The organism is uncultured Clostridium sp. (assembly GCF_934754925.1).
Taxonomy (GTDB): Bacteria; Bacillota; Clostridia; order Clostridiales; family Clostridiaceae; genus Clostridium.
The window spans coordinates 28,231-54,893 of record NZ_CAKVJA010000004.1 but is presented as its reverse complement, the minus strand read 5'-3'; the positions used below and the strand labels follow the sequence as shown (position 1 = coordinate 54,893).

27 protein-coding genes and 2 pseudogenes are annotated in these 26,663 nt (G+C 27.4%); 5 read left to right on the top strand and 24 right to left on the bottom strand.

What is annotated here, in order from left to right; translation table 11 throughout:
- Positions 1-7: 7 nt before the first annotated feature.
- Entirely contained in the window at positions 8-469 is a 462-nt protein-coding gene (locus Q0G30_RS03240; protein ID WP_148322604.1) for a hypothetical protein, read from the bottom strand.
- A gap of 92 nt (positions 470-561) precedes the next feature.
- A complete protein-coding gene (locus tag Q0G30_RS03235) occupies positions 562-1,896 on the bottom strand; it encodes a hypothetical protein (protein ID WP_294386417.1) in 1,335 nt (444 codons plus the stop codon).
- 670 nt (positions 1,897-2,566) lie between these two features.
- Here Q0G30_RS03235 and Q0G30_RS03230 point away from each other — a divergent pair.
- Positions 2,567-3,793 carry a helix-turn-helix transcriptional regulator gene (locus Q0G30_RS03230; protein ID WP_294386414.1) on the top strand — a complete coding sequence of 409 codons (1,227 nt, stop codon included), beginning with the start codon at positions 2,567-2,569 and terminating at the stop codon, positions 3,791-3,793.
- Between the two features lie 52 nt (positions 3,794-3,845).
- Here Q0G30_RS03230 and Q0G30_RS03225 read toward each other — a convergent pair whose 3' ends face one another.
- Together Q0G30_RS03225 and Q0G30_RS03220 are read right to left on the bottom strand one after the other, a co-directional pair.
- Positions 3,846-4,481, bottom strand: a complete 636-nt coding sequence (locus tag Q0G30_RS03225; protein WP_294386412.1) for a CAP domain-containing protein — start codon at positions 4,479-4,481, stop codon at positions 3,846-3,848.
- Between the two features lie 279 nt (positions 4,482-4,760).
- Positions 4,761-5,090 carry a hypothetical protein gene (locus tag Q0G30_RS03220; protein WP_294386411.1) on the bottom strand — a complete coding sequence of 110 codons (330 nt, stop codon included), beginning with the start codon at positions 5,088-5,090 and terminating at the stop codon, positions 4,761-4,763.
- A 197-nt stretch (positions 5,091-5,287) separates the two neighbouring features.
- Here Q0G30_RS03220 and Q0G30_RS03215 point away from each other — a divergent pair, with 197 nt between their 5' ends.
- Entirely contained in the window at positions 5,288-5,554 is a 267-nt protein-coding gene (locus Q0G30_RS03215; RefSeq protein ID WP_294386409.1) for a hypothetical protein, read from the top strand.
- Positions 5,555-5,736: 182 nt separating this feature from the next.
- On the opposite strand, the gene Q0G30_RS03210 is transcribed toward Q0G30_RS03215, so the two are convergent.
- The 3 genes and pseudogenes from Q0G30_RS03210 to Q0G30_RS03200 form a co-directional block, all read right to left on the bottom strand.
- Positions 5,737-6,093: an aromatic acid exporter family protein gene (locus Q0G30_RS03210; RefSeq protein ID WP_294386407.1), complete on the bottom strand. Its 357-nt coding sequence runs from the start codon at positions 6,091-6,093 to the stop codon at positions 5,737-5,739.
- 230 nt (positions 6,094-6,323) lie between these two features.
- Positions 6,324-6,944: a superoxide dismutase gene (locus Q0G30_RS03205; protein WP_294386405.1), complete on the bottom strand. Its 621-nt coding sequence runs from the start codon at positions 6,942-6,944 to the stop codon at positions 6,324-6,326.
- A 716-nt stretch (positions 6,945-7,660) separates the two neighbouring features.
- A pseudogene (locus tag Q0G30_RS03200) lies at positions 7,661-7,786 on the bottom strand (zinc-ribbon domain containing protein); the annotation flags it as partial.
- 169 nt (positions 7,787-7,955) lie between these two features.
- Here Q0G30_RS03200 and Q0G30_RS03195 point away from each other — a divergent pair.
- Positions 7,956-8,450: a DUF308 domain-containing protein gene (locus Q0G30_RS03195; RefSeq protein WP_294386403.1), complete on the top strand. Its 495-nt coding sequence runs from the start codon at positions 7,956-7,958 to the stop codon at positions 8,448-8,450.
- Positions 8,451-8,569: 119 nt separating this feature from the next.
- Here the strand turns inward: Q0G30_RS03195 and Q0G30_RS03190 are convergent, their stop codons facing one another.
- The gene (locus Q0G30_RS03190; protein WP_294386530.1) at positions 8,570-9,439 is read right to left on the bottom strand and encodes an alpha/beta fold hydrolase; all 870 of its coding nucleotides are present in this window, start codon (positions 9,437-9,439) and stop codon (positions 8,570-8,572) included.
- Between the two features lie 270 nt (positions 9,440-9,709).
- Positions 9,710-9,880: pseudogene (locus Q0G30_RS03185) on the bottom strand (DUF2935 domain-containing protein); the annotation flags it as partial.
- A gap of 264 nt (positions 9,881-10,144) precedes the next feature.
- On the opposite strand from Q0G30_RS03185, the gene Q0G30_RS03180 reads away from it, so the two are divergent.
- Complete coding sequence (locus Q0G30_RS03180; RefSeq protein ID WP_294386401.1) at positions 10,145-10,561, top strand: TOBE domain-containing protein; 417 nt, start codon at positions 10,145-10,147, stop codon at positions 10,559-10,561.
- A gap of 263 nt (positions 10,562-10,824) precedes the next feature.
- Here Q0G30_RS03180 and abc-f read toward each other — a convergent pair whose 3' ends face one another.
- From abc-f to Q0G30_RS03160, 4 genes are all read right to left on the bottom strand, one after another.
- Positions 10,825-12,381 carry a ribosomal protection-like ABC-F family protein gene (gene abc-f / locus Q0G30_RS03175; RefSeq protein ID WP_294386399.1) on the bottom strand — a complete coding sequence of 519 codons (1,557 nt, stop codon included), beginning with the start codon at positions 12,379-12,381 and terminating at the stop codon, positions 10,825-10,827.
- A gap of 103 nt (positions 12,382-12,484) precedes the next feature.
- A complete protein-coding gene (locus Q0G30_RS03170) occupies positions 12,485-13,042 on the bottom strand; it encodes a DUF3867 domain-containing protein (protein WP_294386397.1) in 558 nt (185 codons plus the stop codon).
- A gap of 128 nt (positions 13,043-13,170) precedes the next feature.
- Positions 13,171-14,223: a spermidine/putrescine ABC transporter substrate-binding protein gene (locus Q0G30_RS03165; protein ID WP_294386395.1), complete on the bottom strand. Its 1,053-nt coding sequence runs from the start codon at positions 14,221-14,223 to the stop codon at positions 13,171-13,173.
- Positions 14,224-14,369: 146 nt separating this feature from the next.
- Positions 14,370-14,747, bottom strand: coding sequence for a RidA family protein (locus tag Q0G30_RS03160; RefSeq protein ID WP_294386393.1), 378 nt, complete (start codon positions 14,745-14,747; stop codon positions 14,370-14,372).
- Between the two features lie 276 nt (positions 14,748-15,023).
- Here Q0G30_RS03160 and Q0G30_RS03155 point away from each other — a divergent pair, with 276 nt between their 5' ends.
- Positions 15,024-16,049, top strand: a complete 1,026-nt coding sequence (locus Q0G30_RS03155; RefSeq protein ID WP_195469633.1) for a branched-chain amino acid aminotransferase — start codon at positions 15,024-15,026, stop codon at positions 16,047-16,049.
- Positions 16,050-16,210: 161 nt separating this feature from the next.
- On the opposite strand, the gene Q0G30_RS03150 is transcribed toward Q0G30_RS03155, so the two are convergent.
- The 11 genes from Q0G30_RS03150 to Q0G30_RS03100 all read right to left on the bottom strand — a co-directional run bounded on the left by Q0G30_RS03150 (position 16,211) and on the right by Q0G30_RS03100 (position 26,515).
- The gene (locus Q0G30_RS03150) at positions 16,211-16,384 is read right to left on the bottom strand and encodes a (2Fe-2S)-binding protein (protein WP_195469632.1); all 174 of its coding nucleotides are present in this window, start codon (positions 16,382-16,384) and stop codon (positions 16,211-16,213) included.
- Positions 16,385-16,420: 36 nt separating this feature from the next.
- The gene (locus tag Q0G30_RS03145; RefSeq protein WP_195469631.1) at positions 16,421-16,606 is read right to left on the bottom strand and encodes a ferredoxin; all 186 of its coding nucleotides are present in this window, start codon (positions 16,604-16,606) and stop codon (positions 16,421-16,423) included.
- A 153-nt stretch (positions 16,607-16,759) separates the two neighbouring features.
- Positions 16,760-17,545 (bottom strand): formate/nitrite transporter family protein, encoded by a 786-nt coding sequence (locus Q0G30_RS03140; RefSeq protein WP_294386390.1) that lies wholly within the window; start codon positions 17,543-17,545, stop codon positions 16,760-16,762.
- A gap of 210 nt (positions 17,546-17,755) precedes the next feature.
- Positions 17,756-18,532, bottom strand: a complete 777-nt coding sequence (locus Q0G30_RS03135) for a sirohydrochlorin cobaltochelatase (RefSeq protein ID WP_294386387.1) — start codon at positions 18,530-18,532, stop codon at positions 17,756-17,758.
- 186 nt (positions 18,533-18,718) lie between these two features.
- Entirely contained in the window at positions 18,719-19,993 is a 1,275-nt protein-coding gene (gene hemL / locus Q0G30_RS03130) for a glutamate-1-semialdehyde 2,1-aminomutase (RefSeq protein ID WP_294386383.1), read from the bottom strand.
- A gap of 1 nt (position 19,994) precedes the next feature.
- On the bottom strand, positions 19,995-20,966 hold the full coding sequence (hemB, locus tag Q0G30_RS03125) for a porphobilinogen synthase (protein ID WP_294386379.1): 972 nt from the start codon (positions 20,964-20,966) through the stop codon (positions 19,995-19,997).
- Complete coding sequence (gene cobA / locus Q0G30_RS03120) at positions 20,959-22,437, bottom strand: uroporphyrinogen-III C-methyltransferase (RefSeq protein ID WP_294386377.1); 1,479 nt, start codon at positions 22,435-22,437, stop codon at positions 20,959-20,961. The genes hemB and cobA overlap by 8 nt, the downstream gene beginning before the upstream one ends.
- A gap of 39 nt (positions 22,438-22,476) precedes the next feature.
- Positions 22,477-23,349, bottom strand: a complete 873-nt coding sequence (gene hemC, locus Q0G30_RS03115) for a hydroxymethylbilane synthase (protein WP_294386374.1) — start codon at positions 23,347-23,349, stop codon at positions 22,477-22,479.
- A 5-nt stretch (positions 23,350-23,354) separates the two neighbouring features.
- Positions 23,355-24,035, bottom strand: a complete 681-nt coding sequence (locus tag Q0G30_RS03110) for an NAD(P)-dependent oxidoreductase (RefSeq protein WP_294386371.1) — start codon at positions 24,033-24,035, stop codon at positions 23,355-23,357.
- Positions 23,996-25,198 carry a glutamyl-tRNA reductase gene (gene hemA, locus Q0G30_RS03105; protein ID WP_294386368.1) on the bottom strand — a complete coding sequence of 401 codons (1,203 nt, stop codon included), beginning with the start codon at positions 25,196-25,198 and terminating at the stop codon, positions 23,996-23,998. The genes Q0G30_RS03110 and hemA overlap by 40 nt, the downstream gene beginning before the upstream one ends.
- A gap of 558 nt (positions 25,199-25,756) precedes the next feature.
- Positions 25,757-26,515 carry a hypothetical protein gene (locus Q0G30_RS03100; protein ID WP_294386365.1) on the bottom strand — a complete coding sequence of 253 codons (759 nt, stop codon included), beginning with the start codon at positions 26,513-26,515 and terminating at the stop codon, positions 25,757-25,759.
- Positions 26,516-26,663: the final 148 nt, after the last annotated feature.

Below are 26,663 nucleotides of genomic sequence, written 5' to 3'. Positions count from 1 at the left end.
TTCATAATTATATACTTCTAACATTTCTTAAACACTTCCCTAAGTAAATCATTGTCAAAATCAAAGCTAAATAACCAATTCCACTCCCGATAAAGAATATTGAATAAAACTGTTCTGTTAAAGCGGTTAATGCAAATGCTCCTACTATTATTACACTCCAAATAATTACAAATAATTTATTTACTCTAAGTCTTGTAAAAGTAAAATAACTATGAATTGCCACTGCCATTGGAGTTATTACTCTAACAAAGAATGTTGCTATACATACATTTAAATATGTAGAATATAATTGGTTTGTCGTTTGAGTTAATAAGTCTTCACCTAAATTTCCATTGGATAACCACATATTAAATAAACTTGAATCCTTTGCTTTAATTAACATCTCTAATGATGTTAGCATAATAATTACTGCACATATTGCTGCAATTGTATAAAATGTTCCTTTTGGCATTTCTATACTATCTCTCATGTGGCTCCTCCTTGACCTTTGTTCTTCTTTATATTTAATTTTATTAAAAGGGGACTTAAGTCCCCTTTTAAGCTTTAAGATTTTTCAACATCTTAGTTGAAGTTAGCCATCATGCCATCAAATGAAGCTTTCACTTCCTTATAAGCTTCTTCTGCATTTGCAGGGTTCTTAGCTGACCATGATAATAAAGCATTTTGCCAAGTATCCCAAACTTGTCCATATTCGCTGAATAAAGGTCTATTTTCTGCAACTTCGTAACTAGCATAAGTTGCTTCTATAACTTTTAATTGTAGTTCATCTACATCCTTATAATCGTCAATTGTAGCATTTTCTAATACTTTACCAGTAGCATCAAATAATTCTTTTGCATTTGCTGGATTTACAATTTCTTTAATGAAAGCTTCTGCAACTTCCATTTGTGCTTCATTGTCTTCACATCTTGCATTTATTCCAAGACCCCATCCACCTTTCCAGTGTTTTAATGGTTGTCCATTAAATGTTATTTGGCTTAACGGAATAATTTGCATATTGTCAGCACTTCCTACTAACTCTTTAACTGAATTAGTTGCCCATGGTCCATCAATCTTTACAACATCACTTCCACCAGTTTTGAATTGTTCATCTATATATCCAGCAGCTGCATCTTTATCCCATAAAGATGTATTATTTTCTTTGTGTCCCTTCCAGTAGTTATATAATCCTTCAAATAATGCTTTTTGTTCATCTGTTAAATCAGCCCATTCTTTAGTAGCTGTAGAATATAATTCCTTTGAGTCATCAAAGTTTAATAATTCAAAACCAACTGAGTTTGTAAATGCAACTCCATACCAAGCATCATGAACAGTTGTTAAGATTTGATTGTACTCTAAATCTGTAAATTCTATATTTTGAGTTGTATCTATGTTTGCAGCCTTAGCATTTTCAACATTAACATACCCGACTAATGTTTCTATATTGTAAGGGAATGCTAAGTATTCTCCATCAATTTCGAAGTTTCCTCCTAATCCATTGTCAAAGTCAGCAAATCCACCAACTTCTTCAGCCATTTCTTTAGCTGGCATAGCGGCTAAAACTTGGTTCTTAGCTAATCCATATAATCTATCAGCAGGTAAAGCAAATACATCTGCAACATCTGAATTAGTTGCGTCAGTTTTATCTATAGTATCTAAATGATCAAATGAACCTGTTTCTACTAATTCTATTGTTGCATTTGGATACTTTTCAACTATTGTTTCTTTAACCTTTTCATAATAAGGTATCCATTCTTTTTCAGCTTGAACTTTTAAAGTTACCTTTTCATCAGTTGCTGATGATCCAGTGCTAACACTACCTTCTCCTTTACTGCTTTCTCCCTTATCACTTGAACCACAAGCTACAAAGTTAATTGAAGTAGCCGCTACAAGTAATGTAACTAATAGTTTTTTCATAATATTCTCCTCCACTTTTAAAAAATCTATTTATTTAAAGTTAATCAAATATAACTTAAATACACATCAATACCCAGAAACCGATTCCAGTTAATTTTTAAATAAATCATTTTCTATTTTAATAACTATTTTATCCTTTGCAAATAATTAATAGTAAAAGCTTAAAATTTCTTGTAATTGATTTCATAGACTTTTACATAACCCCTTATATTTTTCAAATCTATATTTCTAAGAGTAATTATTAGGTATCGTTTCCAATTATTTTAAAAAAATATAGTTTTTTTATTGTTATTTATTTTAAATTCAAAAAATATTTTTACATTTTTTTGAATTTTTTATGTTTTTTTCTTTGTTTACATTTACATTATAATAAATTTTACAAAAGTAGTCAATAAATTTCCTAACTTTTCTTGTGTTAAACTTTATACATATATTAACAGTTAAATACTGTTTTTTATTTAAAGTTTCACATTTTTATTTTATTGTTACTATTTTTATAGATTTACATTTTATATTTCAATTTAAAATCTGTATTTATATTACATTTAAATCTTTACTTAATATCATTTTAATTTTTATTAATAATATTTTTAATACTTATTTGATATAATTTGTATTTTTTGTTATTATTAATCATATCAATTTATAGGATAATACGAAAGGGTAATAAATGATTGACACATATAGTAATAACAAAAAATTAATTGGATCAATAATAAAATTTAATAGAATAAACAATAATATTAGCCAAAAAGAATTATCAAAAGGTATTTGTGTACCATCTTATTTAAGTCGTATTGAAAATGGTGAATTATTACCTAGTGAAGATGTCCTATCTATAATCTTTAGTAGACTTGGTCTTAAATTTAATGACTCTCCTGATTTTGTAAATAAAGGTGTAAATTATCTAAAAGAATTTTTTAATAATCTTAATTATAATGAATTTGATTATACAAATGAGCTATTTGATATATTAGAAAAGGATGAGGATAAATATCTCTCCTCTCCTTTAATTATGGATTATCTCTTAGCCAAACTTGCTAGATATTCTTCTACTCCTTCTAGAGATAAATTTGATAATTCTAAAGATATGATTTTATCATCATTTGATTTGTTATCAAACAACCAAAAATTTATATATAATTTTTATGTTGCAATTGACATATTAATATTATCTGACAATAAACAATTAGGAAAAATCCTACTAGAAGAAGCTTTAGGATATAAAGAAAGTGGACATTGCTACTTTTGGTTATCATATTCATATAGAATAGAAAATAATCCTATTAAAGCTTATGAGTCGATTCAAAAGGCGTTAAACTTATATGTTGCTGAGGGAAATATAATAAGCATAATGAATACTTATGAGAAGTTTGCAGAGGTTTATTTCATGTTAGATAATTATAGTAATGCTATTGATTATTTAGAAATTTCCTTAAATATGGCTAAAAAATTCAATAATATTTATTTTATTGAACATATTAATTCCATTTTAGCTTGGACTTATTATAGATTAGATGATTATGAAAAATCATTGGAATACTTAAATTATAATACAGAATTAATAGATCATCGTATAATAATTCCAGATACTATTATTAAATCTTTAGTTTATTTTTCATTAGGAGATAAGACTTCATTAAAAGCTGTTATTCATTATTTAAATAATGAATATACACTACAACATATTAATTTAGAATTAGCAAATTTAATTTATGAATTATTTGAGCTATTTATTAATGATGATAATTATATAAGAAATCCCCTTTGGGAGGAATTATTAATCAAGATTATTAATAATATTAAAAAGCTAATAGAACTAAAAAAAGTCTTTACTACTTTACTAAAAGATTATTATATAATTAATAGACGATATAAAGATGCTTTATTTTTATAAACATAGAGAGGTTGCCATTGGACAACCTCTCTATGTTTATATATTTAAAATTTTATTTATAAAACTCTTGTGTTGCATATACCTTATTTCCTACCTTATATACACCTACACCTATACTATCAAAATTCGTAGATAATATATTTTTTTTATGTCCCTCTGAATTCATCCAATTAGTCATAAATTGATTTGCTAATGCTGTTGGGTCAGTAATTCCAGCTATGTATGCTATATTTTCTCCCCAAGCATTATATGAAACGCCATCTGCTTGCATTTGTGTAGTTATATAATTTCCATTTAAATCTGTATGACTAAAATAATTTTTATCTCCCATATCCTGAGATTTAATTCTAGCATACTTTTCCATAGTGTTATTATAACTTAATGCTGGTACTCCAGCTTTAGCTCTCTCTTCATTTACTTTGTTATAGATAGCTTGTTCAACTTGTGCCATAAATTTATCACTAATATTTGTACTATTATCTGTTGTAGTATTATTCTCTGTACTTTCTCCACTTGATGGTGGTGTTATTGTAGAAGTACTTCCATTTGATGGTCTACTTGGTCTATTAGGTCTAGAAACTGTCACCTTTCTAGCGCTATCACTATTACTAATAGTAGCTGCATGAGCTTGTACTCCCCCAATAAATATACTTCCTAATAATACTAATGAAATTATCCTCGATTTCATTTCCATTCCTCCTATAATTTGAACTATTTTTAATAATTCATTTTTAGTCGTTATGTACTTTTACATCTGTAACAACTTGTCCACCTTATATTAACATAAGAATTTAAATTTTATAATAGTAGGTTTATGGTTAAAATATATTATATATCCTACAAAAAAATAATTATCATATATAATTAAATAATGGTATAAAAAAATCGAACCTTAAATATGAGCTTATAATTAATCATATATAAGTAAATCATATTTATTGTTCGACTTTTATTTAATCTTTTTATTTTATATATATTTGAATTTACACTCTGAAAAATCAAAATAATCTCTACACTCAAATCTACATGTATTTTCAAAATAATCTTCATTCCAGAAATTATTTCCTATTATATTACTACAGTTAACTAATTCTTTCATTTCATTATAATCTATTGTGTTTCCATTTTCCTTTATACATTCTTTTAAACACCTTAATATATCTGATTTTTCTCCATAATTTTGTAAACTTTCAGAATCAGTATTTATTATTATATCCTTTACTCTAAACTTCTTATTGTTTCCTACATTTTTATTTTTCTCCCTAACAACTGAAAGTGATATAATTTTTATTCTCATTTAAAATCCCTCCCCAACCTTTGTATACCTCTATATACCTTTACATGTTAATATATATTCATTTTCTTTCTAAATAATACTAATACCTTTTATTTAAATACTAAAATGGTAATAAAACCAATGTATCTTTCTTTTTAATTAACATAAAACAATAATATAAAATATATTTTATATTATTGTTTTTATAGGAGGATAAAATGAAAAAATATAAAAGTCATAAAATAGAAGAGGTTATTGAACAAAATGATGAAGATCTTAATTTACATGAAATAAAAGCTAAAACCGGTGCTGGAAATGGATATAAGCATGATAATACTAATTTAGAAATTGCTGAAAAGATAAGTAACTATGAAAACTCTCATAAAAGCCATAAAATTGAAAATATTATAAATGAAAATGATGGTAAATTAAACTTACATGAAATAAAAGCTAAAACTGGTGCCGGAAGTGGATATAAACACTAATGTTGATAAATAATAAGCTACTTTTCTTATAAAAAGTAGCTTATTATTTACTTCCAAAAATAGGGTTCATACATCCCTTTTAAATTTCTAACTATTTCATTTGATTCATTTTTATTTACTCGTAATTTTTTTCTTCTTCATTACTTTCTAATATTATTATATCTTCAGACTTAGTTAATTCTTTAATGTAATGAATTTTTCTTATTTATTACTACTGTTGTATATATAACTGGTATTATTAGTATAGATATTATTAGATACCTAATAAATTCACTATCAAATGGTAAGAAATAATACTCTAATAATATCATTATTAATCCATAAAATGCTCCTATCATTGTTCCTATAGTTCTTTGCCTTGCATTTGCCCTAGCATTACTAGGATATGGTTGCATACACCATAAAACTGATAATGCAGTATAAAAAGGAGCTCCTCTTCTTCCTCTAATTAAATAAATAATAAATCCTAACAGTACTCCAATTGATGATTTAATGATACGCATTCCGATTGGTGGAAGTGCTGTGGATTTAATTTTCATTAATATCCCCCATATCTATTTAATCTTTCTTTAGTTATTATTCATATTAATATAACACTAATATAGCTTAAACTATATCATCATCAATTATTTTATGCAATAAATGTTCTTATATCATTCACAGTAGTAAAAGTTTATCCTATACTTAGTTCACCTTTATTTGTTATATATTATAGATATAACAATACATTGTATTATAACTGTTATTTTATATTGCTCATCTCTAATCTTTACTTAAAGTATTCTCTTAAATAATTTTCTTCAACCTTTGACCAATCTAATACATTCCAAATGTTTTTTATATAATTAACTCTCAAGTTCTTATATTTTAAATAATAAGCATGCTCCCATACATCGATTGCTAATATAGGCTTCATCTTGAAAATTAACGGCGAATCTTGGTTAGATGTTGAAAGTAAATCAAGTTCCCCCTTTTCATTAACTACAAGCCATGAATATCCTGATCCAAATTGATTTAAAGCTCTCTTTGATAATTCCTCTTTTAATTTTTCTATATCACCATATTTCTTATTAATATCTATTAATAACTTACCACTTGGATATTTCTTAGGCTTCTTTGATAAAATAGAAAAATATAAATTATGATTTGCTACACCTCCACCTTGATTAATTACATCTTTTCTTATTTCCTTAGGTATTTTCTCAACATTAAAAAGTATTTCTTCTAATGTTTTTCCTTCAGTAAGTTTTTCATACCCTTCAAGTACTTTATTTAGCTTATCTACATATCCTTGTAAATGCTTTGTATAATGTATACATACTGTTTCTGTATCTATATACGGCTCTAAATCCTTGTATTTATAAGTCAATGGCCACTTATCATATTTCATATACACTCCTCCCCTCTTATTCTACTAATATTTTATTTATTATTTTTATATTCATAAATATAGATACTTTTTTAAATATATTAATAAAAAAGAGCTAGCATTTATACTAACTCTTATAATAATAAAACTATTTATTTTTTCTTGATATTAAATAATAAGGTACTGCAACAAAGAATATTCCACCAATCATATTTTCTTATTATATAATTTCAATTTCATTACTGCCTATTATAATAGTTTATTCCATCACTAGGCTTAAAATATGTTCTAATATATCCATCTATTGATACAAATACTATTTCATTTTTATCTTCATCATAGTATATTTCATCACCATCTTCTGCTTCTGTTTTATGTTTTGAAGTAGATGAATTAATAACCTCATTAGCTCCCTTTAGATACTCTTCCTTGTTTTTATACCCAAATTCACTCCCATGCTTTTCAAAATGGTCTTCCCACATTGTTTCATTACGGAATTGAAGAGAAACGTTACTTTCTTCTGTCCCAAAGCTTGTACCAATTGCTTGCCAGTTAATATCTATATTAAATAATTTACCTAAAAATAAAACTACAAGCACTAATCCAGCAGCTATAATATTTTTAAATGTTTTTTTCTTGTTAACGCTTTTATAATTATTATTCTCAGAACTATCGTTTTTATAATTATTATTTATATTTTCTTTTTTAATACTATTTATATTATAATCCTTATTATTTTTATTTTCCTTTCTACACTCACTACATCTTTTAGGTAGCTCTAAATTCTTATCTTTAAAGAATTTAACCTCTGAATCTGATAATACAAATTCTTTTCCACATTGCTTACAATTTCTTTTTATCACATGTAACCTCCATTTAACTTTTTTAATATTATATAGTTATTTAACTTTATAATATAATTAATATGTTATCATATATTTCAAAAAACTTCTTTAATAAATTTATAATATTATAAATTTATCACAAACTAAAAGTAATTTCCTTATTAAATATATTTAGGTGGTGATATTTTTGAGAAAATTTTTAGAATATCTATTTATTATTGAAGGAATATTATTTGGAGTAATAGGGGTTTTATTCTTTATAAATCCTTTTAGCGCCTTAGCAAATTTTATTAATATTTGTGGGGTATTAATAATCCTTGCTGGTATATTTAGTATTATTAGAGCATTTTCCTCTACCAATAATGTTTTTTTAATAGCAAATGGTACAATTTCAATTTTATTTGGTCTACTTCTCTGTTTCTCGCCTATTGAAACAATTGATACACTTGCTCTATTCTTTGGTGTATGGGCTATTATTAGAGGAGTTTACTTATTCATAATGGCAATTAAATATAGAAATTTAGGTTTTAATTTTCATACTGTTTATATTATTCTTTTATTTATTTTAGGATTATTAATATTAATTAATCCTTCAGTTACAGTACTAGCAACTCCTTATATTATAGGTACTTTTTTTATAATTTCAGCAATATGTGAAATATATTTAGGATTTAAAATTTAAATAAATATTATAAAAAGTGTTTTATTATATTTTTATAAAACACTTTTTTCAATAAATTCCTATGTAAATATTTTAAAATATTATTTCTATTATTTTTTATTATTTAAATTTTTAATAATCTACTCCTCAATAAACTTTTTTATCTCCTCATTAAATTTCTCTCTTTCATCATAAAAGGTAGCATGTCCACTATTAATAAACTTCACTAATTTACTATTCTTGATTAATTTTTTTTGCTCCTCTGCTAAAGGAAATAAACAAACTCTATCGTGAATACCATGTATAATTAAAGTTTCAACCTTTATTTTTTTCATATCGTCAAATAAAGATTCTTCACCTAACCATGTCTGAGCAATTTTAGCCGTTGACCAACCAGCTGCTTGTAATCCTAGCTGAAAAAACCATTCCATAAAAGGTTTGCTAACCTTTTTATAAAAAAACATATCTCCAAATTTCTTTAACATCTTAGGTCTGTCACTATATGTTCCTTCTATTATTTCTTCAACAGCTTCTCTACTTATTCCATATGGAAAATATGAACGTTTAATAAGGCTAGGAGCTGCTGCTCCACAAAGAATTAGTTTATCTACTCCTTTTCCTTTATGCCTTGACATATACCTTATTGCTATTGCCCCACCAGTTGAATGTCCTAATAACACAAATTTATTTAAAATTAATGTGTCACTTGTAACACTAGTCATCATCTCTGTAGCATCATCTGTTCTTTCAATTAATTCAATAAACTTATTTGCAAATTTATTTGAAGCTCTTATTAATTCACTTTCACTAGGATCAAGTAATCCCCTAATAAATAAAGAATGATCCATCATAACTTCATCCCAAAACAGCTCAAATTCCCCAATATTTTCTTTAGTTATTTTTTTATTTAATTCAAGATCTTTTATATATGAAGAATATACTTTTGCCTCTTCTATTGTATGCTCTATAAGCGATGGGTAATTTACTGTGAATAAATCACAACATAACATACCATCTAAGACTCTAATTTTAAAATCTATTAGCCCATCAACTAATTTTATAGCTTTATTATTAAGACTTCTTACGCAATCTATTACCTTATTATCAACACTCTTTGTAAGTTTGCATTCTAATTCTTTCTCTCTTAACGTTATCTTAGAATTAATATCTATTCCTGTATAGTAACTGGTCTTCTTTTCTGCATTTAAAGTATAATCAGTAATAATCTCTCCTGAGTCTATCACCGCTTGTCTAATCCTTCCATTACTTATCCTAACTACATCTAGTAAAAGTTTTTCAAAACTTAATTTATAATGCTCTGCTTCTTTAGAAAGTTTTGTATTTTTCGGTGTAAATCCCGCCTCTAAAAATAATGAATGTTCTTTCATAATTCGTCCAAAAAAAAGATGTAATTCTAGTGATGAAGTAATATATTCTTCTCTACTTATCATAGTTTCCCCCGATACAAGTTTTCTATATTATACTCTTTTTAAAAGCATTATGTTCTCAAATTAATTTTTAATGCAACTACCCCCATAATTAACTTTTAAATTTTAATTATCAACTATTAAGTTATATGTCTAATTCCTATCTAATACTTCATATTAACTACTTCTCAGATACTTATATGTATTAAGATTGATATATATTACTTGTATATAAAAGTAAATTAATGATATAACTAACTAAAAAAATAAATATTAGGAGGAAAAATAATGAGAATTAGTGCGAGAAATCAGTTATTGGGTCAAGTTATAAAAGTTCAGGAAGGTGCAGTTAACGGAATAGTTACTTTAGAATTTGCAGGTGAAACAATTACAGGTACAATTTCTATGGCTTCAATAAATGAATTGGAGTTAGTTCCTGGTAAAAAAGCAGTTGCTATTATCAAAGCTACAGAAGTTATGATTGGTATAGGTGATATGACTTTAAGTGCTCGTAATAAAATTACAGGTATAGTATCTAATATCAATGAAGGTGCAGTAAATGCCATTGTTACTTTAGATATTGCTGGTGGCAATAAAATTTCAGCAACAATTTCTATGGCTGCAGTAAAAGAATTAGGATTGACTGTAGGAACAAAAGCTGTTGCTGTTATCAAAGCTACATCTGTAATGTTTGGTGTTGAATAATATTTAATTCAAGTTAAAGAATAACTTTAATTACATAAAAATTAAAAACACATATGAAAGTAATTGATTCAGTTTTGAGATGTAAAGATATAACATCTCATACTGAATCATATAATAAACCCCTAAGGTTATAAATAATTTATTTGATTTATAACTTTTTATTATACATAGTAAATTATTATAAGTTAAATCTCAACTTGGACCTATAATAACTTTTCTAAAAGAAAAAAGCTAGTATTACGCATACTAACTTTTTAAAATTTCTATACAACTTTTGTAGTCCATTCCTCACAGTTCCAAATATCTGTTACAACATCTTTATAGAACTCTGGCTCGTGGCATACTAGTAATATACTTCCCTTATACTCTTTTAAAGCTCTCTTTAACTCTTCTTTAGCTTCAACATCTAAATGGTTAGTAGGCTCGTCTAAGATTAATATATTTGTTTCTTCATTTATAAGCTTACATAATCTAACCTTAGCTTGTTCTCCCCCACTTAATACACATACCTTACTTTCGATATGTTTAGTTGTTAATCCACATTTAGCAAGTGCTGATCTTACTTCATATTGAGTTTTTGAAGGGAACTTTTCCCAAACTTCTTCAATACAAGTATTATAATTAGCTTCCTTTATTTCTTGCTCAAAGTAACCAATTTGTTGATATTCTCCTAAAGTAACTTCTCCACCTAATGAAGGAATTGCTCCCATTAAACTCTTAAGAAGTGTAGTCTTACCAAGACCATTTGCTCCAACTAAAGCAATCTTTTGTCCTCTTTCCATATAAAGATTAAGTGGCTTAGTTAATGGTTCATTATATCCAATTACTAAATCCTTAGTTTCAAATATAACCTTACCTGAAGTTCTTCCCTTTAAGAAATTAAATTCTGGCTTTGGTTTTTCTGCAGCAAGCTCAATCATTTCCATTTTATCAAGCTTCTTTTGTCTAGCTTTTGCCATACCACTAGTTGCAACTCTTGCCTTATTTCTAGCAACGAAATCCTTAAGTTGTGCAACTTCTTGTTGTTGTCTTTCATATGCTGCTTCTAATTGTGCCTTATTAGCTTCATAGATTCTTTGGAATTCATAATAATCTCCAACATATCTAGTAAGCTTTTTATTTTCAACATGATAAATTAAGTTAATAACTGAATTTAAGAATGGAATATCATGTGAAATTAAGATAAATGCATTTTCATAAGATTGTAAGAATCTTTTTAACCATTCAATATGAGCTTCATCTAAGTAGTTAGTAGGCTCGTCTAATAAAAGAATATCAGGATTTTCAAGTAAAAGCTTTCCTAATAAAACTTTTGTTCTTTGACCACCACTTAGCTCAGTAACATCTCTATCAAGACCTACATCTAAAAGTCCTAACCCCTTAGCAACTTCTTCTGCCTTAGCATCTATAACATAAAATCCATTATTATCTAACATATCTTGAATAACAGCTGTTCTTTCTAAAGCTTTATTCATTTCATCTTCATCCATTTCGCCCATTCTTCCATAAAGCTCATTCATTTCAGTTTCCATGTCAAATAAATATTTAAACGCGCTTCTAAGTACATCTCTTATAGTTAATCCCTTTTCAAGTTCAGCATGTTGATCCATATAACCAACTCTAACTCTATTGCTCCAAATAACTTTCCCCTCATCTGGCATTAACTTACTTGTTATTATATTCATAAATGTAGATTTACCTTCACCATTAGCCCCAATTAAACCTACATGTTCTCCTTTAAGTAATCTAAATGATACATCTTCAAATATTGCTCTATCACCAAATCCATGGCTTATATTTTTAACTGTTAAAACGCTCATTATTATCCTCCGTTAGTAAAAAAATAAGGAGTGATTTAATACATCACACCTTATTTATTATACATTAATTTAAGTCAAAATAAATAGAAATTTCTTTCTATTTTTAGTAATCATATTCTTTGGTATTTTCACAAATTGAAATCTTAAGTAAATCATTGTCTACAGTCTTTTTATATGAACATAAAAACTCGTTTAACTCATTGTCTGTTAAATCAATTAATCCTTCACTTTTTAAAATAACATTATGGGCATCTAAAAGAATAGTAAGATTGTTTTTTTCATTCTTTATACTATATTCTGTAGCACCTTTAACTTTAAGTCTACTTTTATATTTTTCTTGGAAACTTAAAGTTCTACGTGTTTTTTCATAATCAGCTGGATTAGTTGCTATATTCTCTAACCCTAATAATTTTAATTGATCTTCAAACCCTGAAGCATCAATTCCATATCTCTCCATAAGCTTTGTTTGCATTTTTAAGAATTTATCTGGAGAAAGATTATTTTTCTCCATATATTCACCTAACTCTTTAGAAAACTCAGACATATTAATCTTGCCTTCAGCCATCTTATAATATAAAGAATAAATATATGATTCAAATTGATCTACATCTTTGTCATTAACTCTATTTTTAAGCTCATTAAAGTCAATTATTTTATCCATACTCTCTCCTCCTAAGCTCATTTCCTTTTATAAGTATTATATACCAAAACATTTAGTTTTTCTACTAAACTATTATTACAATTCTTCTACCATATAGAAATTATAGTAAATATCAATTATAACTATTCTTATCCCTTTACTTGCATCCAAATATCATCATATAATTTAAGCTGATCTTGAGTTAAATACTTATATCCTTCACATTTATCCATTATTTCTTGAGGCATATAAGCTCCTGGATTATTTTTAACATCATCAGATTGTTCAGCCATAGCTTCTTTGTTTGGTGTAGTATATCCTATTTCTTCAGCTATTCTATATGCACTATCTTTATCACATAAAAAATTAATAAATGCTTCTGCAGCTTCCTTATTTTCAGTTCCCTTAGGTATTACTAATGAATCTATCCAGAAGTTAGCTCCTTCTTTTGGTACAACATATTCTAAATAATCATACTCATCTGCTAAATTAAGCCCTTCCCCTGACCATATCATAGCTATAGCTCTCTCTCCAGATATCATTAAGTCCTTAACATTATCTGCACCATAAATAGTTCCCAACTCTTTTTGTGCTATTAATGCTTCCTTTGCTTCTTCAAGCTGTTGTGAATCTGTACTATTTAAAGGATATCCTAGCATTTTAAGAGCCATTCCTATAGCATCTCTTTGTGAATCAAGAACAAATATTTCATCTCTATATTCTGGATTCCACATGTCTTTCCAACTATCTACATCCTCTTTTATTATATCTGTATTATATACAATTCCTATAGTTCCATTCATATATGGAAGCGAGTAAACATTTCCTGGATCAAATGGTCTATTTAAGTTATCTTCTGAAAGTTGAGTCCAATTAGGTATAGCGTCCTTATCTAACTTTTCTAATCTATCTTCTGCTATAAGTCTTTCAACCATGTAATCTCCAGGAACTGCTACATCATATTGTGTCTTTCCTGAAGTAAGTTCTTGATACATAGCTTCATTATCATCAACAAAGATTTCATTAACACCTATATTATATTTTTCTTGAAACTCATCTATAAGCCCATCAGCTATATTTTCTCCCCAATTTAAAAAGTTAATAGTTACATCATACTTTTTTTTATTACAACCAACAAAAGTATTTGCAACAAATAGAGTCGATAAGGCTATAGCTATTAACTTCATTCTATTTTTTTTCATAAAGTAGTCTCCCTTCATTTAAATACTATATTTACCTTCATATTATACATAGTGATATTTTACCCATTAATGCTATTCTACAAATATATAATTTACTATATTTTTAAAAAATAAAAAAGCCTTTAAGGCCCTTTTATTTTTTTATACTATTTAATTGCTATAGCTTCTATTTCTATAACTGCATCCTTCGGTAATTTTGCTACTTGAACACAACTTCTTGCTGGTGGATTTTCAGTGAAATATGTTCCATAAACTTCATTAACTGCAGCAAAATCATTTAAATCCTTTAAAAATATACTTGTCTTCACTACATTTTCTAAAGATGTCCCAGCTTCTTCTAATATTGCTTTAATATTCTCCATTGATTGTTTAGTTGCAAGCTTTATATCACTTTCCATAACTCCTGTAGCTGGATTAATTGGAATTTGTCCAGATGTATAAACAAAATCTCCAACTATAATTCCTTGTGAATATGGTCCTATTGCCCCTGGAGCATTATTTGTATGAATAACTTCTCTCTTCATTATTTGCCTCCTAAAATATATATCTATTATATAAATGATACTTTTATCACTTAACCAATATTATACTATACAACAAATTTTTTTCATATGTATATATATTTTTTGTTATATTTTTCTTGTTTCTTATTTAAGATTTTTCTTATTAGTGGTAAAATAAATAATTAAGAAAATAAACTTAATTATTTTAAGTTACATATCAGATATTTATTATTAACTATTTTTATAAATATAAAGTTAATTTTATATATTAATTATAAATAAAAAGGGGCGATTTAAATGACTAAAAAAGTAAACATCGATTGGAATAACTTGGGGTTTGAGTATATTAAAACTGATTTTCGTTATATCTCTACTTGGAAAAATGGAAGTTGGGATGAAGGACATTTAACTGAAGATAACATGCTTACTATAAGTGAAGCTTCTTGTGCTCTTCATTATGGACAACAATGTTTTGAGGGTTTAAAAGCTTATAGAACTAAAAATGGGGATATTCAACTTTTTAGACCTAATAGAAATGCTGCAAGACTTAATAATAGTCTTAATAAGCTACTTATGCCTGAAATTCCAGAAGAAAAGTTTATAGATGCTTGTATGCAAGTTGTTAAAGCAAATGAACATTATGTTCCTCCTTATGGAACTGGCGGTACTTTATATTTAAGACCATTTGTTATTGGAGTTGGTGATAATATAGGTGTTAAACCTGCACCTGAATATATATTCTGTGTATTTTGCTTACCTGTTGGAGCATATTTTAAAGGTGGTATGACACCTTGTAACTTTATGATTGCAGATTATGATAGAGCAGCTCCTCATGGAACTGGTGGTCAAAAAGTTGGTGGTAACTATGCTGCTTCAATGCAACCACATAAAATAGCTGCTGACAGGGGATTTGCTGATTGTATATATCTAGATCCAGCTACTAGAACATATATTGAAGAAGTTGGTGCTGCAAACTTCTTTGGAATTACAAAAAACAATGAATTTGTCACTCCTAAATCTCCATCAGTATTACCAAGTATAACTAAATATTCACTAATGGAAATTGCAGAAAAATATTTAAATATGCCAGTATATGAAAGAAAAGTTCCAATAGATTCTCTTGATGAATTCAAAGAAGCTGGTGCTTGTGGTACTGCAGCAGTTATTACACCAATTGGTGGTATTGAATATAAAGGCGAACTTCATGTATTCTATAGTGAAACTGAAGTTGGTCCAATTACTAAAGAACTTTATAGAATTCTTTGTGGAATTCAATTTGGAGATGTTGAAGCTCCTGAAGGTTGGATTTATAAAGTTAAATAATTATATTTTATATGGACATTTTCTAATGGAATTTGTCCATTTTTTAATTAATATAAGATAACTGATATTGATAAATTAAAATTTTAGAATGCCTTACTATAAAAAGTAATAAAATAAGATAGAAATATATTAATTTATACTTCTATCTTATTATTTATGCCTTATTTGTTCTTTTCAATTAATAATTCGATGTTACATCTACATCTTCCACCACGGCATCCACCAGCACCCGCACCAGTTTCTTCCTTAACTTCTTCAAAAGAAGTTGCTCCATTTTTTACAGCTTCAACAATTTGCTCTTCTGTTATTCCTCTACATAAACATACTTTTGACATAAAATTCATCTCCTTTGTTTTAATACTTTAAATTAATTATTCTTCTATAGAAATAGCTTGTACTGGACATCCATCACAAGCTTCTCTTGTAGCATCTTCAAACTCAGCTGCAACGTCTTCAACTGCAACTGCAACTCCAGTATCAAGTGAAAATACGTCTGAACATACCCCTTCACATAATCCACAGCTTATACATACATTTTCATCAACAAATGCCTTCATTTTATTTCATCCTCCGTTTAAGTATTATTATTTGTTCCAAAATTATTATCTTCTAATAATAATTATTTGTCAATATTTATTTCTTACTATTTTGCTCAACTTTAAATTTAAAATAAAAAAAGAACTGCAAAACCGCAGTTCCCTTTCTATATATTAAGCACTTTTCTTTTCTTTTGTTATGAAGTAATATGGTAAACCAACAAATAATACTCCACCTACAAAGTTTCCTAAAGAAACCCAAAGTAAGTTATGAGCCATTCCCATAATACTAACATCAGCTCCGTGTGGTAATAATAATCCCATAGTTAAAAAACTCATATTAGCTACACTATGTTCAAATCCAGCAGTTATAAATGTAAATAAACACCACCAAATCATTATTAACTTTGAAGTTTCTTCTTTAAGCTTATAGCACATCCATGTTGCAAGACAAACTAAAACGTTACATAATAATCCTCTTAAAAATAATTCCATTCCTGGTGTATTCATTTTAGTTGCTACATTATTTACTATAAATTCTCCAATGTATTCACTCTTACCACTTGCAACTCCAGCATTAACATATAGTAATGCTCCTACAACACCACCTAATAAGTTACCAATCCAAACTGCAACCCAAATTTTAAGTGCATCTAACCATGATACTTTCTTTTCTAATGCACCAATAGTCATTATCATTGCATTACTTGTAAATAAATCTCCACCACACATAAATACTAAACTTAAAGCAACTCCAAAGCATGCTCCCATTAATATTTTGTAAGTTCCAACTTCTGCATGATGCATTATTCCGCCAATAGAATAAATTAACATAATTCCTAAGCTTACAAAAAAGCTTCCAAGAAATGCAGATGTTAAATATTTAGCTATACTTCTATTAAATAAGCCAATTTTAACTTCTGCAGAGTGAGTTAAGTTATCAATTTCTCTCCTGTACATATCTACACCTCTACCTAATATTTAATCTTTGTATTTTTTTATCACAATTATATATAATACAACTTTTCTATTCATTTTTCAAACAAAAAATCCCATTACTTAAAATTAAATTAAACTCGCAATAATAAAGGTTTACTTTTAAAACAAATAAAAGGATTCTAAAAAGAATCCTAAAATTTATTAATTATTTAGTATACATATTAATTATTTTTAAATAACTTCATTAATATTTCTTATATACAATTTTCTTATTTTTTCATATTGTAAAAGAGAATCTTCATTAATAGTTATATTAATATTTCTTTCCCTTAGCATCTCTATCCATGATCCTTCTCCAATAGATATATCTGAAACAACATGTTTACCTGGAATTATAAACAATGGCTTTACTATCAAATTATTAACTTTATCTCTTACTAATTTTTCAATGACAGTATCTATTGTTTTCTCGCCTTCTAATGTGGCCATATATACCCTTTTATCAGTAATATTTCTAACAGCTTCTTCTATTACATCATATAACTTATTAGAGCTTCTTTTTGAACCGTGACCCACTAGCAAGATATCATTATTACCTATATTTTCTGAAATTATCCTTCCAACTTCATAACTTTCTTTATTTAGATTTTCCTCTTCTTCAGTAAATAATGATTTACTAATTACTAGCTTTTTCATTGAATATTTATATTCATTAACTGTTTCTTCAATTTGATTTTTATCTCTTCCACTCATTATATGTAGTGGTTGTATAATAACCTCTTCATAGCCTTGATTAACTAAATTAAAAAGCACTTTGCTTAAATGTGGTACAACATAATCATATCTTTCCTTTAAAAGATCAATAACCTTATTAGATGTAAAAGCTTTAAATATTGTATAGTCTTCACCAAAGCACTTTTCTAAATCTTTCTCCAAAAGCCCTATACTTTTTTTAATACCCTCTAAATTTGCACTACCAAAAGCCACTAAAACTATTGCTTTACTCATAAAACACCCCCGATATTTAGTGATAAATGGCAAGTGACAAATTAAGGTTGAAATCCTTAAAAAGATTTCTTAAATTTATTCCTTAACTTAAAACTTGCCATTTATCATTTGTCACTGATTATATTTTTTAAATTTAGACTAAGCTAAATTTGTTCCCTAACTTGAAACTTGTCACTGATTTTCCCCTTATGCTTCAAACTGTCTAAAGGCCTCTAAGAATTTATTAATATGTTCCTCTGTATGAACAGCACTTAAAAACATTGATTCAAACTGAGATTGTGGTATGTTAAATCCGCTGTTTAACATATGCAAGAAGTACTTCTTAAACATTTCTAAATCACAACTTTTTGCATCATCATAACTTCTTACCGGATTTCTGTCAGTAAAGAATACTGTCATCATTCCCCCAACTCTATTTACTGTTAATTTTATACCTTTTTCTCTAGCAATTTCTTCAATTCCCTTTTGAAGTTTTTCACCTATTTTATTTATATGATCATATATATCTTGATTTTCTTTAAGTATATTAAGTGTTGATATTCCTGCAGCCATAACTACTGGATTACCTGACATAGTTCCTGCCTGATATACCCCTCCTAGTGGTGATAATTTCTCCATTATATCACGTCTTCCACCATATACTCCACATGGAAGACCTCCACCTATTATTTTAGCATAGGTAATTAAGTCTGGTTTTACATTAAATAAGCTCTGAGCTCCCTTATATGCAACTCTAAATCCACTCATAACTTCATCAAATATTAATAATGAACCATATTCATCACATAATACTCTTAGAGTTTCCATAAACTGATCTTCAGCTTTTACAACTCCCATATTACCTGCCACTGGTTCGATTATAACAGCTGCAATATCATCCCCATATGCTTCGAATAATCCTCTTACTTGCTCCATATCATTGTAAACACCCACTAAAGTATTTTTTATACTATCATTAGGTATTCCTAAACATCCAGCTATTCCTTCAGTTAATACTCCTGACCCTGCTTCAACTAAGAAACCATCAAAATGTCCGTGGTAACATCCTGCAAATTTTATTATTTTATTTTTTCCCGTATATCCTCTAGCAAGTTTTATTGCACTCATTGTAGCTTCTGTACCTGAGTTAACAAATCTAACCATTTCAACGTTATCCATTTCCTCACATAAGAATCTGCTCATTTGTAATTCTAACTCTGTTGGAGCTCCAAAGGCTATAGCACTTTCAGAAATCTCTTTAATAGCAGTTACAACTTCTTCGTTACAATGACCTAATAACATTGGTCCCCAAGCTAAAACAAAATCTATATATTCTTTTCCATCTTCATCCTTTATTATTACACCCTTTCCAGACTTCATAACTGGAGGATCTATTCCCATATCTCTATAAGCTCTTACTGGCGAATTAACTCCACCAGGCATATATTTCTTTGACTCATCAAAAATTTGTTTATTAGACATATTACTCTTCCTCCTTAAGCCATCTTGCTGCCTCTAATGCATAATAAGTTATTATCATTTTAGCTCCAGCTCTTTTCATTGATAAAAGCATTTCTAAAGCTACTAATCTTTCATTTATAAGACCTGCTTCTCCTGCATTTTTTACCATTGCATATTCACCACTAACATTATAAACACATATAGGAGCATTTATTTTATCTCTAGCTTCTCTTACTATATCAAGATAAGACATTGCAGGTTTAACCATTATTATATCTGCACCTTCATTTAAATCAGCTTCTATTTCTGCCATTGCTTCTCTAGAATTTGCTGGATCCATTTGATATCCCTTTCTATCACCGAAACTTGGAGCAGAACCTGCTGCTTCTCTAAATGGTCCATAAAAAGCTGATGAATATTTAGCGGCATAACTCATTATAGGTAAGTTTTCATATCCATTTTTATCTAAAACATTTCTTATATATGCTATTCTACCATCCATCATATCTGAAGGAGCAACCATATCCGCTCCTGCCTTAGCATGTGATAAAGCTATTTCTCCTAAATATACTAAAGTCTTATCATTATTTACATTATCCTTATTTAATATTCCACAATGTCCATGATCTGTATATTCACACATACATACATCAGTAATTATATATAAATCTTTACTTAATTCTCTTAGCTTTCTTATAGCCTTTTGAACTATTCCATTTTCACTATAAGCTTCACTTCCTACGCAGTCCTTATGCTCAGGAACTCCAAATAATATTACAGAACTAACTTTAGTTTCGTTTAATTCCTCAACTAATTCTCCTAATCTATCAATAGACCAGTGATAATTTCCCTTTAGAGAACTGATTTCTCTTTTTATATCATTTCCTTCAACTACGAAAACAGGATAAATAAAATCATTTACACTTAAAGAATTCTCTCTTACTAAACTTCTTATTACAGAATTTGTTCTTAATCTTCTACCTCTTCTAAACATTTTCTGCCTCCTTAAATTCTATTATTTCCTTAAGAAATCCCTCTTCAGAATGTTTCTTACACATAAGACATTCCATTCCCTTTTCTCTTATTGATTTTGCTGTTTGAGGTCCTATTGCAATAATCTTCTTTTTCATTATTTCTTCTAAACCTAACATATCAATCATATTAGTTACTGTACTTGGACTTGTAAATAATACATAATCCACTTCATCAAAGACCTTTTTATTTCTTAATATTCCACATACAGTATCGTATGTATTAACTCTATCTACCTCTAAGCCTAATTTACTTATTTCATCAACTAAATAACTTCTGCTACTTGATGAACAAGGAATTAATACTTTTTCTCCTTTAACTAAATGAGGAGCTAAAACTTTAAATAATCCTTCTCCAACAAACTCCCTTGCCATTACAAAGGGAACTATTCCTCTTTTAACTAATGCTTTTTTAGTAGCTTTTCCAATTACAGAAAATTTAGCTTTTAAATTTCTAATATCATAATTTTCTTCTATCAAATAATCAAAGAAATTATTTACTCCATTTACTGATGTTAAAAGGATATGATCATAATTTGAAAGTTTCTCTAAATATGGCTTTAAGTTTTCTTTAGTTGGTTTAATTTTTATTGAATTTATTTCTGTTACCTCTGCACCTAGATCCTTTAAAGAACTCTTTAAACTTGAACTTTGTTCTCTTGATCTAGTTATACATATATTCGTTCCAAATAGTGGCTTCTTTTCATACCAAGATAACTTTTCATTTAAATTTACAACTTCTCCCACAACAATTATACAAGGTGATTTAAGATTAGCCTTTCTTGCTTTTTCAGAAATATTTTCTAAGGTACCAATCACCTTTCTTTGTTTAGATGAAGTGCCTCTCATTACAACAGCTGCTGGTGTTGCTGGTTCTTTGCCATTACTAATTAAGTTATTTACTATTCTCTCTATGTTTTCAAGACCCATCATAAAAACAAGAGTTCCATTTTCTTTTGCTAAGGCTTCCCAATTTATTTTTTCACTTGCACTTGTCATTCCTGTTACAATATGAAAACTTTGTGCTATGGCTCTTTGAGTTATTGGAATACCTGCATAATTTAAAACAGATATTGGAGAAGTCACTCCTGGTATTACCTCGAAGTCTAAGTTTTCTTCAACAAGTGATAATACTTCTTCTCCACCTCTTCCAAAGACATATGGATCTCCCCCTTTTACTCTTCCCACTATATGTCCTTCCTTAACAAGATTAACTAACATATGATTTATTTCTTCTTGTGTTTTATAATGAGCTCCTGGCTCTTTTCCACAATAATATACTAAACAATCTTCATTTAAATAATTTAAAATATTATTAGAAACTAATCTATCATAAAGTACTGCTGTACACTTTGACAATATTTTAACAGCTTTAACAGTTAGTAATTCTTCATCTCCAGGTCCAGTTCCTATTATATATGCTTTCCCATTCATAATTAACGCCTACCTTCTTCATACTGGTTATATGCTTTTTTAAGCTCTCACTATCTTTTGAGCTAACTTTTTCCCTAATTCAACGTATTCATCTTTATTTCCTAAGATATCCTTTTTAACTATTATACCATTAACTTCATAAGTCCCTATTATATATATATCATTTTCTTGAAGTCTAGCATATGCTCCAATTAAACTATGACATCCACCATTTAATTCTCTCATAAAACTTCTTTCAGCTTCTACAGTAATTCTTACATTTTTATCATCCAAACTTTTAAAGTAATTATTATATTCGCTGTTTTTTAAACATTCTATTCCTAAAGCTCCTTGAGATACTGCTGGAACAAATATTTCTGGATTTAAGTAATCACTAATTATGTCATCCATACCTAATCTTTTTAACCCTGCAGCGGCTAATATAATTCCATCCATACCTTCACTTTTCATCTTTTCAAGCCTTGTACCAACATTTCCTCTAATAGGAACAATATTTATATCATTTCTTAGAGCCTTTAATTGAGCTGCTCTTCTTATACTACTTGTTCCTATTATTGCTCCTTTTCTTAAATCACTTAGTTTTTCACCATTTTGACAGACAAGTACATCTCTTACATCTTCTCTCTCTGGCATTGCTACTAATTCAAATTCTTCTCCCATTTCATAGGGAACATCTTTCATTGAATGTACAGCCGCATGTGCCTTGCCCTCTAGTAAAGCTATCTCTATATCCTTTGTAAATAGACCCTTGCCGCCAATCTTATCTAATGTTACATCTAATCTCTTATCTCCCTCAGTTACCACTAATAACTTTTTACTATCCATATTAACTTTATTTTTTAATAGCTTCATAACTGTTTCAGTCTGAGTTTGAGCTAATAAACTTTTTCTAGTTGCTAAAATTAATTCCATATATACTACTCTTCCTTCCTTAAGGATTTTATCTTACTAACTATATCTTCATCATAAAATAATTTAAACACTTCAAAAATTTTATTTTTATCATAAAAGAACTTACAATCACTAGAATTTATAAATTTTAATAAATCCTCCTTAATTTCTTTATCTAAAAATAGAGAATTTCTTATTTCTCCTGTTAATTTTATATATTCATCAAACCCTTGCAAAGACTTAGTAATAGATTCTGCAACCATTACTGATCCTCTAGGATTTCCAACTTTAGTATTAACTGCTACAGTAATAAACTTACTTTCTCTTGTAACAGGTACTACCCCCATTCCATCCCTAAATTTTGATGAATTTATATAAATTTTATATAATTCTTCACAATCATCTTTTATCTTACTAATTACATTCTCATCATCAATTGCAATTATTATTAAATGCTTATCTAATATAAACTCCTTATTATAATTTCCCTTTATTAGCTTTACTTTATCCCCATTAAATTTATAAAAATCTTCTAAAAAATCCAATGCTAAAACTTCTATTTTACTACCTTTGTTATAGAAGTTTCTTACTTTAATTAATGCACCTCGTCCTGCCCCTATTACTCCTATTTTAAGCTTTTCCCCTAGAAGTGTTATAGGTGCATAACTTAATTCTCCATGAAGATTTGCTTTAGAATATTTAGGCATTCCTCTTCACGTCCTTTTAATTTTTCTTCCTTTAATAATTTTATAGCTCTATTTATATAGTAATCTGAGGTGCTTTTTATTAAAGTTGTTGCTAAGTCAATATCTCTTTTATCTTTACATTTGTGTTCAAAAGACTTAGCTCTACTTTCAACAACACTATTTCCTGTATTCTTCATTTCATGTATATAATATGTAACTTCTCTAATATTTAACCAATCTCTGTATTCATTTAAATATTCATTAACTAAAAATTTATATTCATTCATTTTTTCATTTCTTAATTTTTTATTATTTCCATCTAATTTACTTATAGTATCTATATCTAGTAAAGTTACTCTTTTATTTTTAGATAAAGTTTCATCAATATCCCTAGGTAACGCTAAGTCTATTAGCATTATATTTCTTCCATCTTTATTTATATAATCATCTTTTATAACAATATGAGGAGCTGCTGTACAACTTATAACTGCATCTACCTCATTAATAACTTCTCTATATTCATTAAAATCTAAGATATTAACTCTGTCATCTTTTAAATCTGGTACTTTATCTTTATTTCTTACAACAATAAATATTTTTTCAAACTTACTTCCTAATGCATATTTAACTACTAAACTACCTATTGTTCCATAGCCTAATACCATCACACTACTTGCACCAAATTCCTCAACTTCATTTACTGCAATAGATGATGCTGATACTGGTATCTCATATAACTTACTTTCTGTTCTAAATTTTTTACCACAACTTATTGCTTCTTCAAATAACCTTAAAAGCTTTGTATGTATAGCTTTATGCTCTAAACTTAATTCATATGCTAGTTTTACTTGGCCTAATATTTGATCTTCACCTAATATCTTAGAATGAAAACCACAAACTACTTCTAATAAATGTTTAGCTACATTTATACCTTGAAGATAAAAAGTATACTCTAAAAGTGAAATATCCCAATCTAATACTTCAAATATCCTTCTTATTTCTTTTTCAGTTCCTAAACACCCTGAAATATAAATTTCAGTTCTATTACATGTACTTATTATTACTACTTCTTCATATAGTTTATTTAATTCTTTTACTGCCTTAGGCTGCTTACTTAATGAAATTGCTAACCTTTCTCTTATATTTATATCAACATTTTTTCTTATTCCTATAAGACCTAACACTTAATCACCACACTTCTAAGATATGATTTTATATATTTTCTCAATTATCTTAACAAAAAAATTAAGGAAGTATCCTCCCTTAACTTTTTCATTATAATACTAAATACAGCTTTAATCATTACTTTTATATAATTAAAATTTTTAATGATTAATATAGTTTTTTTTAATTTATATACTATATATATAATATTGTAGAAATTCATTTAATACAACCTTCTACATTTTATTACATTTTCTATTATTTTTAAGTGTTTTTATTTAATTTTATTTAATTGTACTTTTTTCTTTTTATAATTCACAATAAAATATAGTTTTCTTACTATATAGATAACTATAAATATTATTTTACCATATATTTATTATTAAAAGATTTATGTTGCACTGTAAATTTTAAATATTTAAATTTAAAAAAATTAATAAATTAAAAACTGATTTCATCTAAATATAGAAATCAGTTTTTAAGTCCCCTTTTATAATTTTCTGTAATACTAAGCCTTAATTAAATATTATAAATATCTTAGAATATTTTTTCAAAACTATCCTTCTAATTAGTAATTTTTACTTTTTTCTTCTTTTAATGTAAATAATAATAATTACTATTATTAAAATAATTAACCCTAGAGCAATTGCTATATTTTGTATATTAGGAACTTTAAACCCTATCACTATACTGTTACTTTCATTTAAATCATTTATAGTATAGGAGTACTTTATAGTTTTACCATTATTAACTACCTCACTAGAATTTGTATCTACTATTTTAACAGGCATAGATATTGATACATCTACTGGAATATTACCTATTAAATTTCCTATATTTCTATTTATTAAAGCTCCTAAGTCTAATCCAATATTATTATTTATATTGCTATTTATATAATCACTAATAATATCTATTACACTCTCATTAAGTTTAAGTGTTATTCTGTATTCATTAGTGAAAATTCCCTTATCTTTGTCTTCAATTATACTAAAATAATCGCTACTTAAATTAGATACTTCATTAATTTTCACTTTATCAGTTAATATATTAACTTCTTCTATATTTAAGTTTCCTTCTTTTGATTTAACTATTTCTCCAAAATGTACTTTATCTGAAACCTCATCTTTAACTTCATTAATAACCTTTGATAACAAATCATTATTTACTAATTTATTTATAGTATCATCATAATATACACTTATTTTTGTATCACTAGTTCCATCTATATTAATAGAAGTGTCAGTACTTACCTTTACCTCACCACACCCAATTAATATTAATGTCATACTCATTATTACAATTAGAACCAATATATACCTTTTTAACTTTCTCATATTCTTTTATTCCTTTCCTTATAAAAATTGCCATATTATTAGTATAATTAATTTGTATCTTTTTTAATATATTTAATCACTATTTTTTATATATTTAAAAAAATCACAATAACATTATAGAAAAAAAATTCTCCTAATTACTGTTATT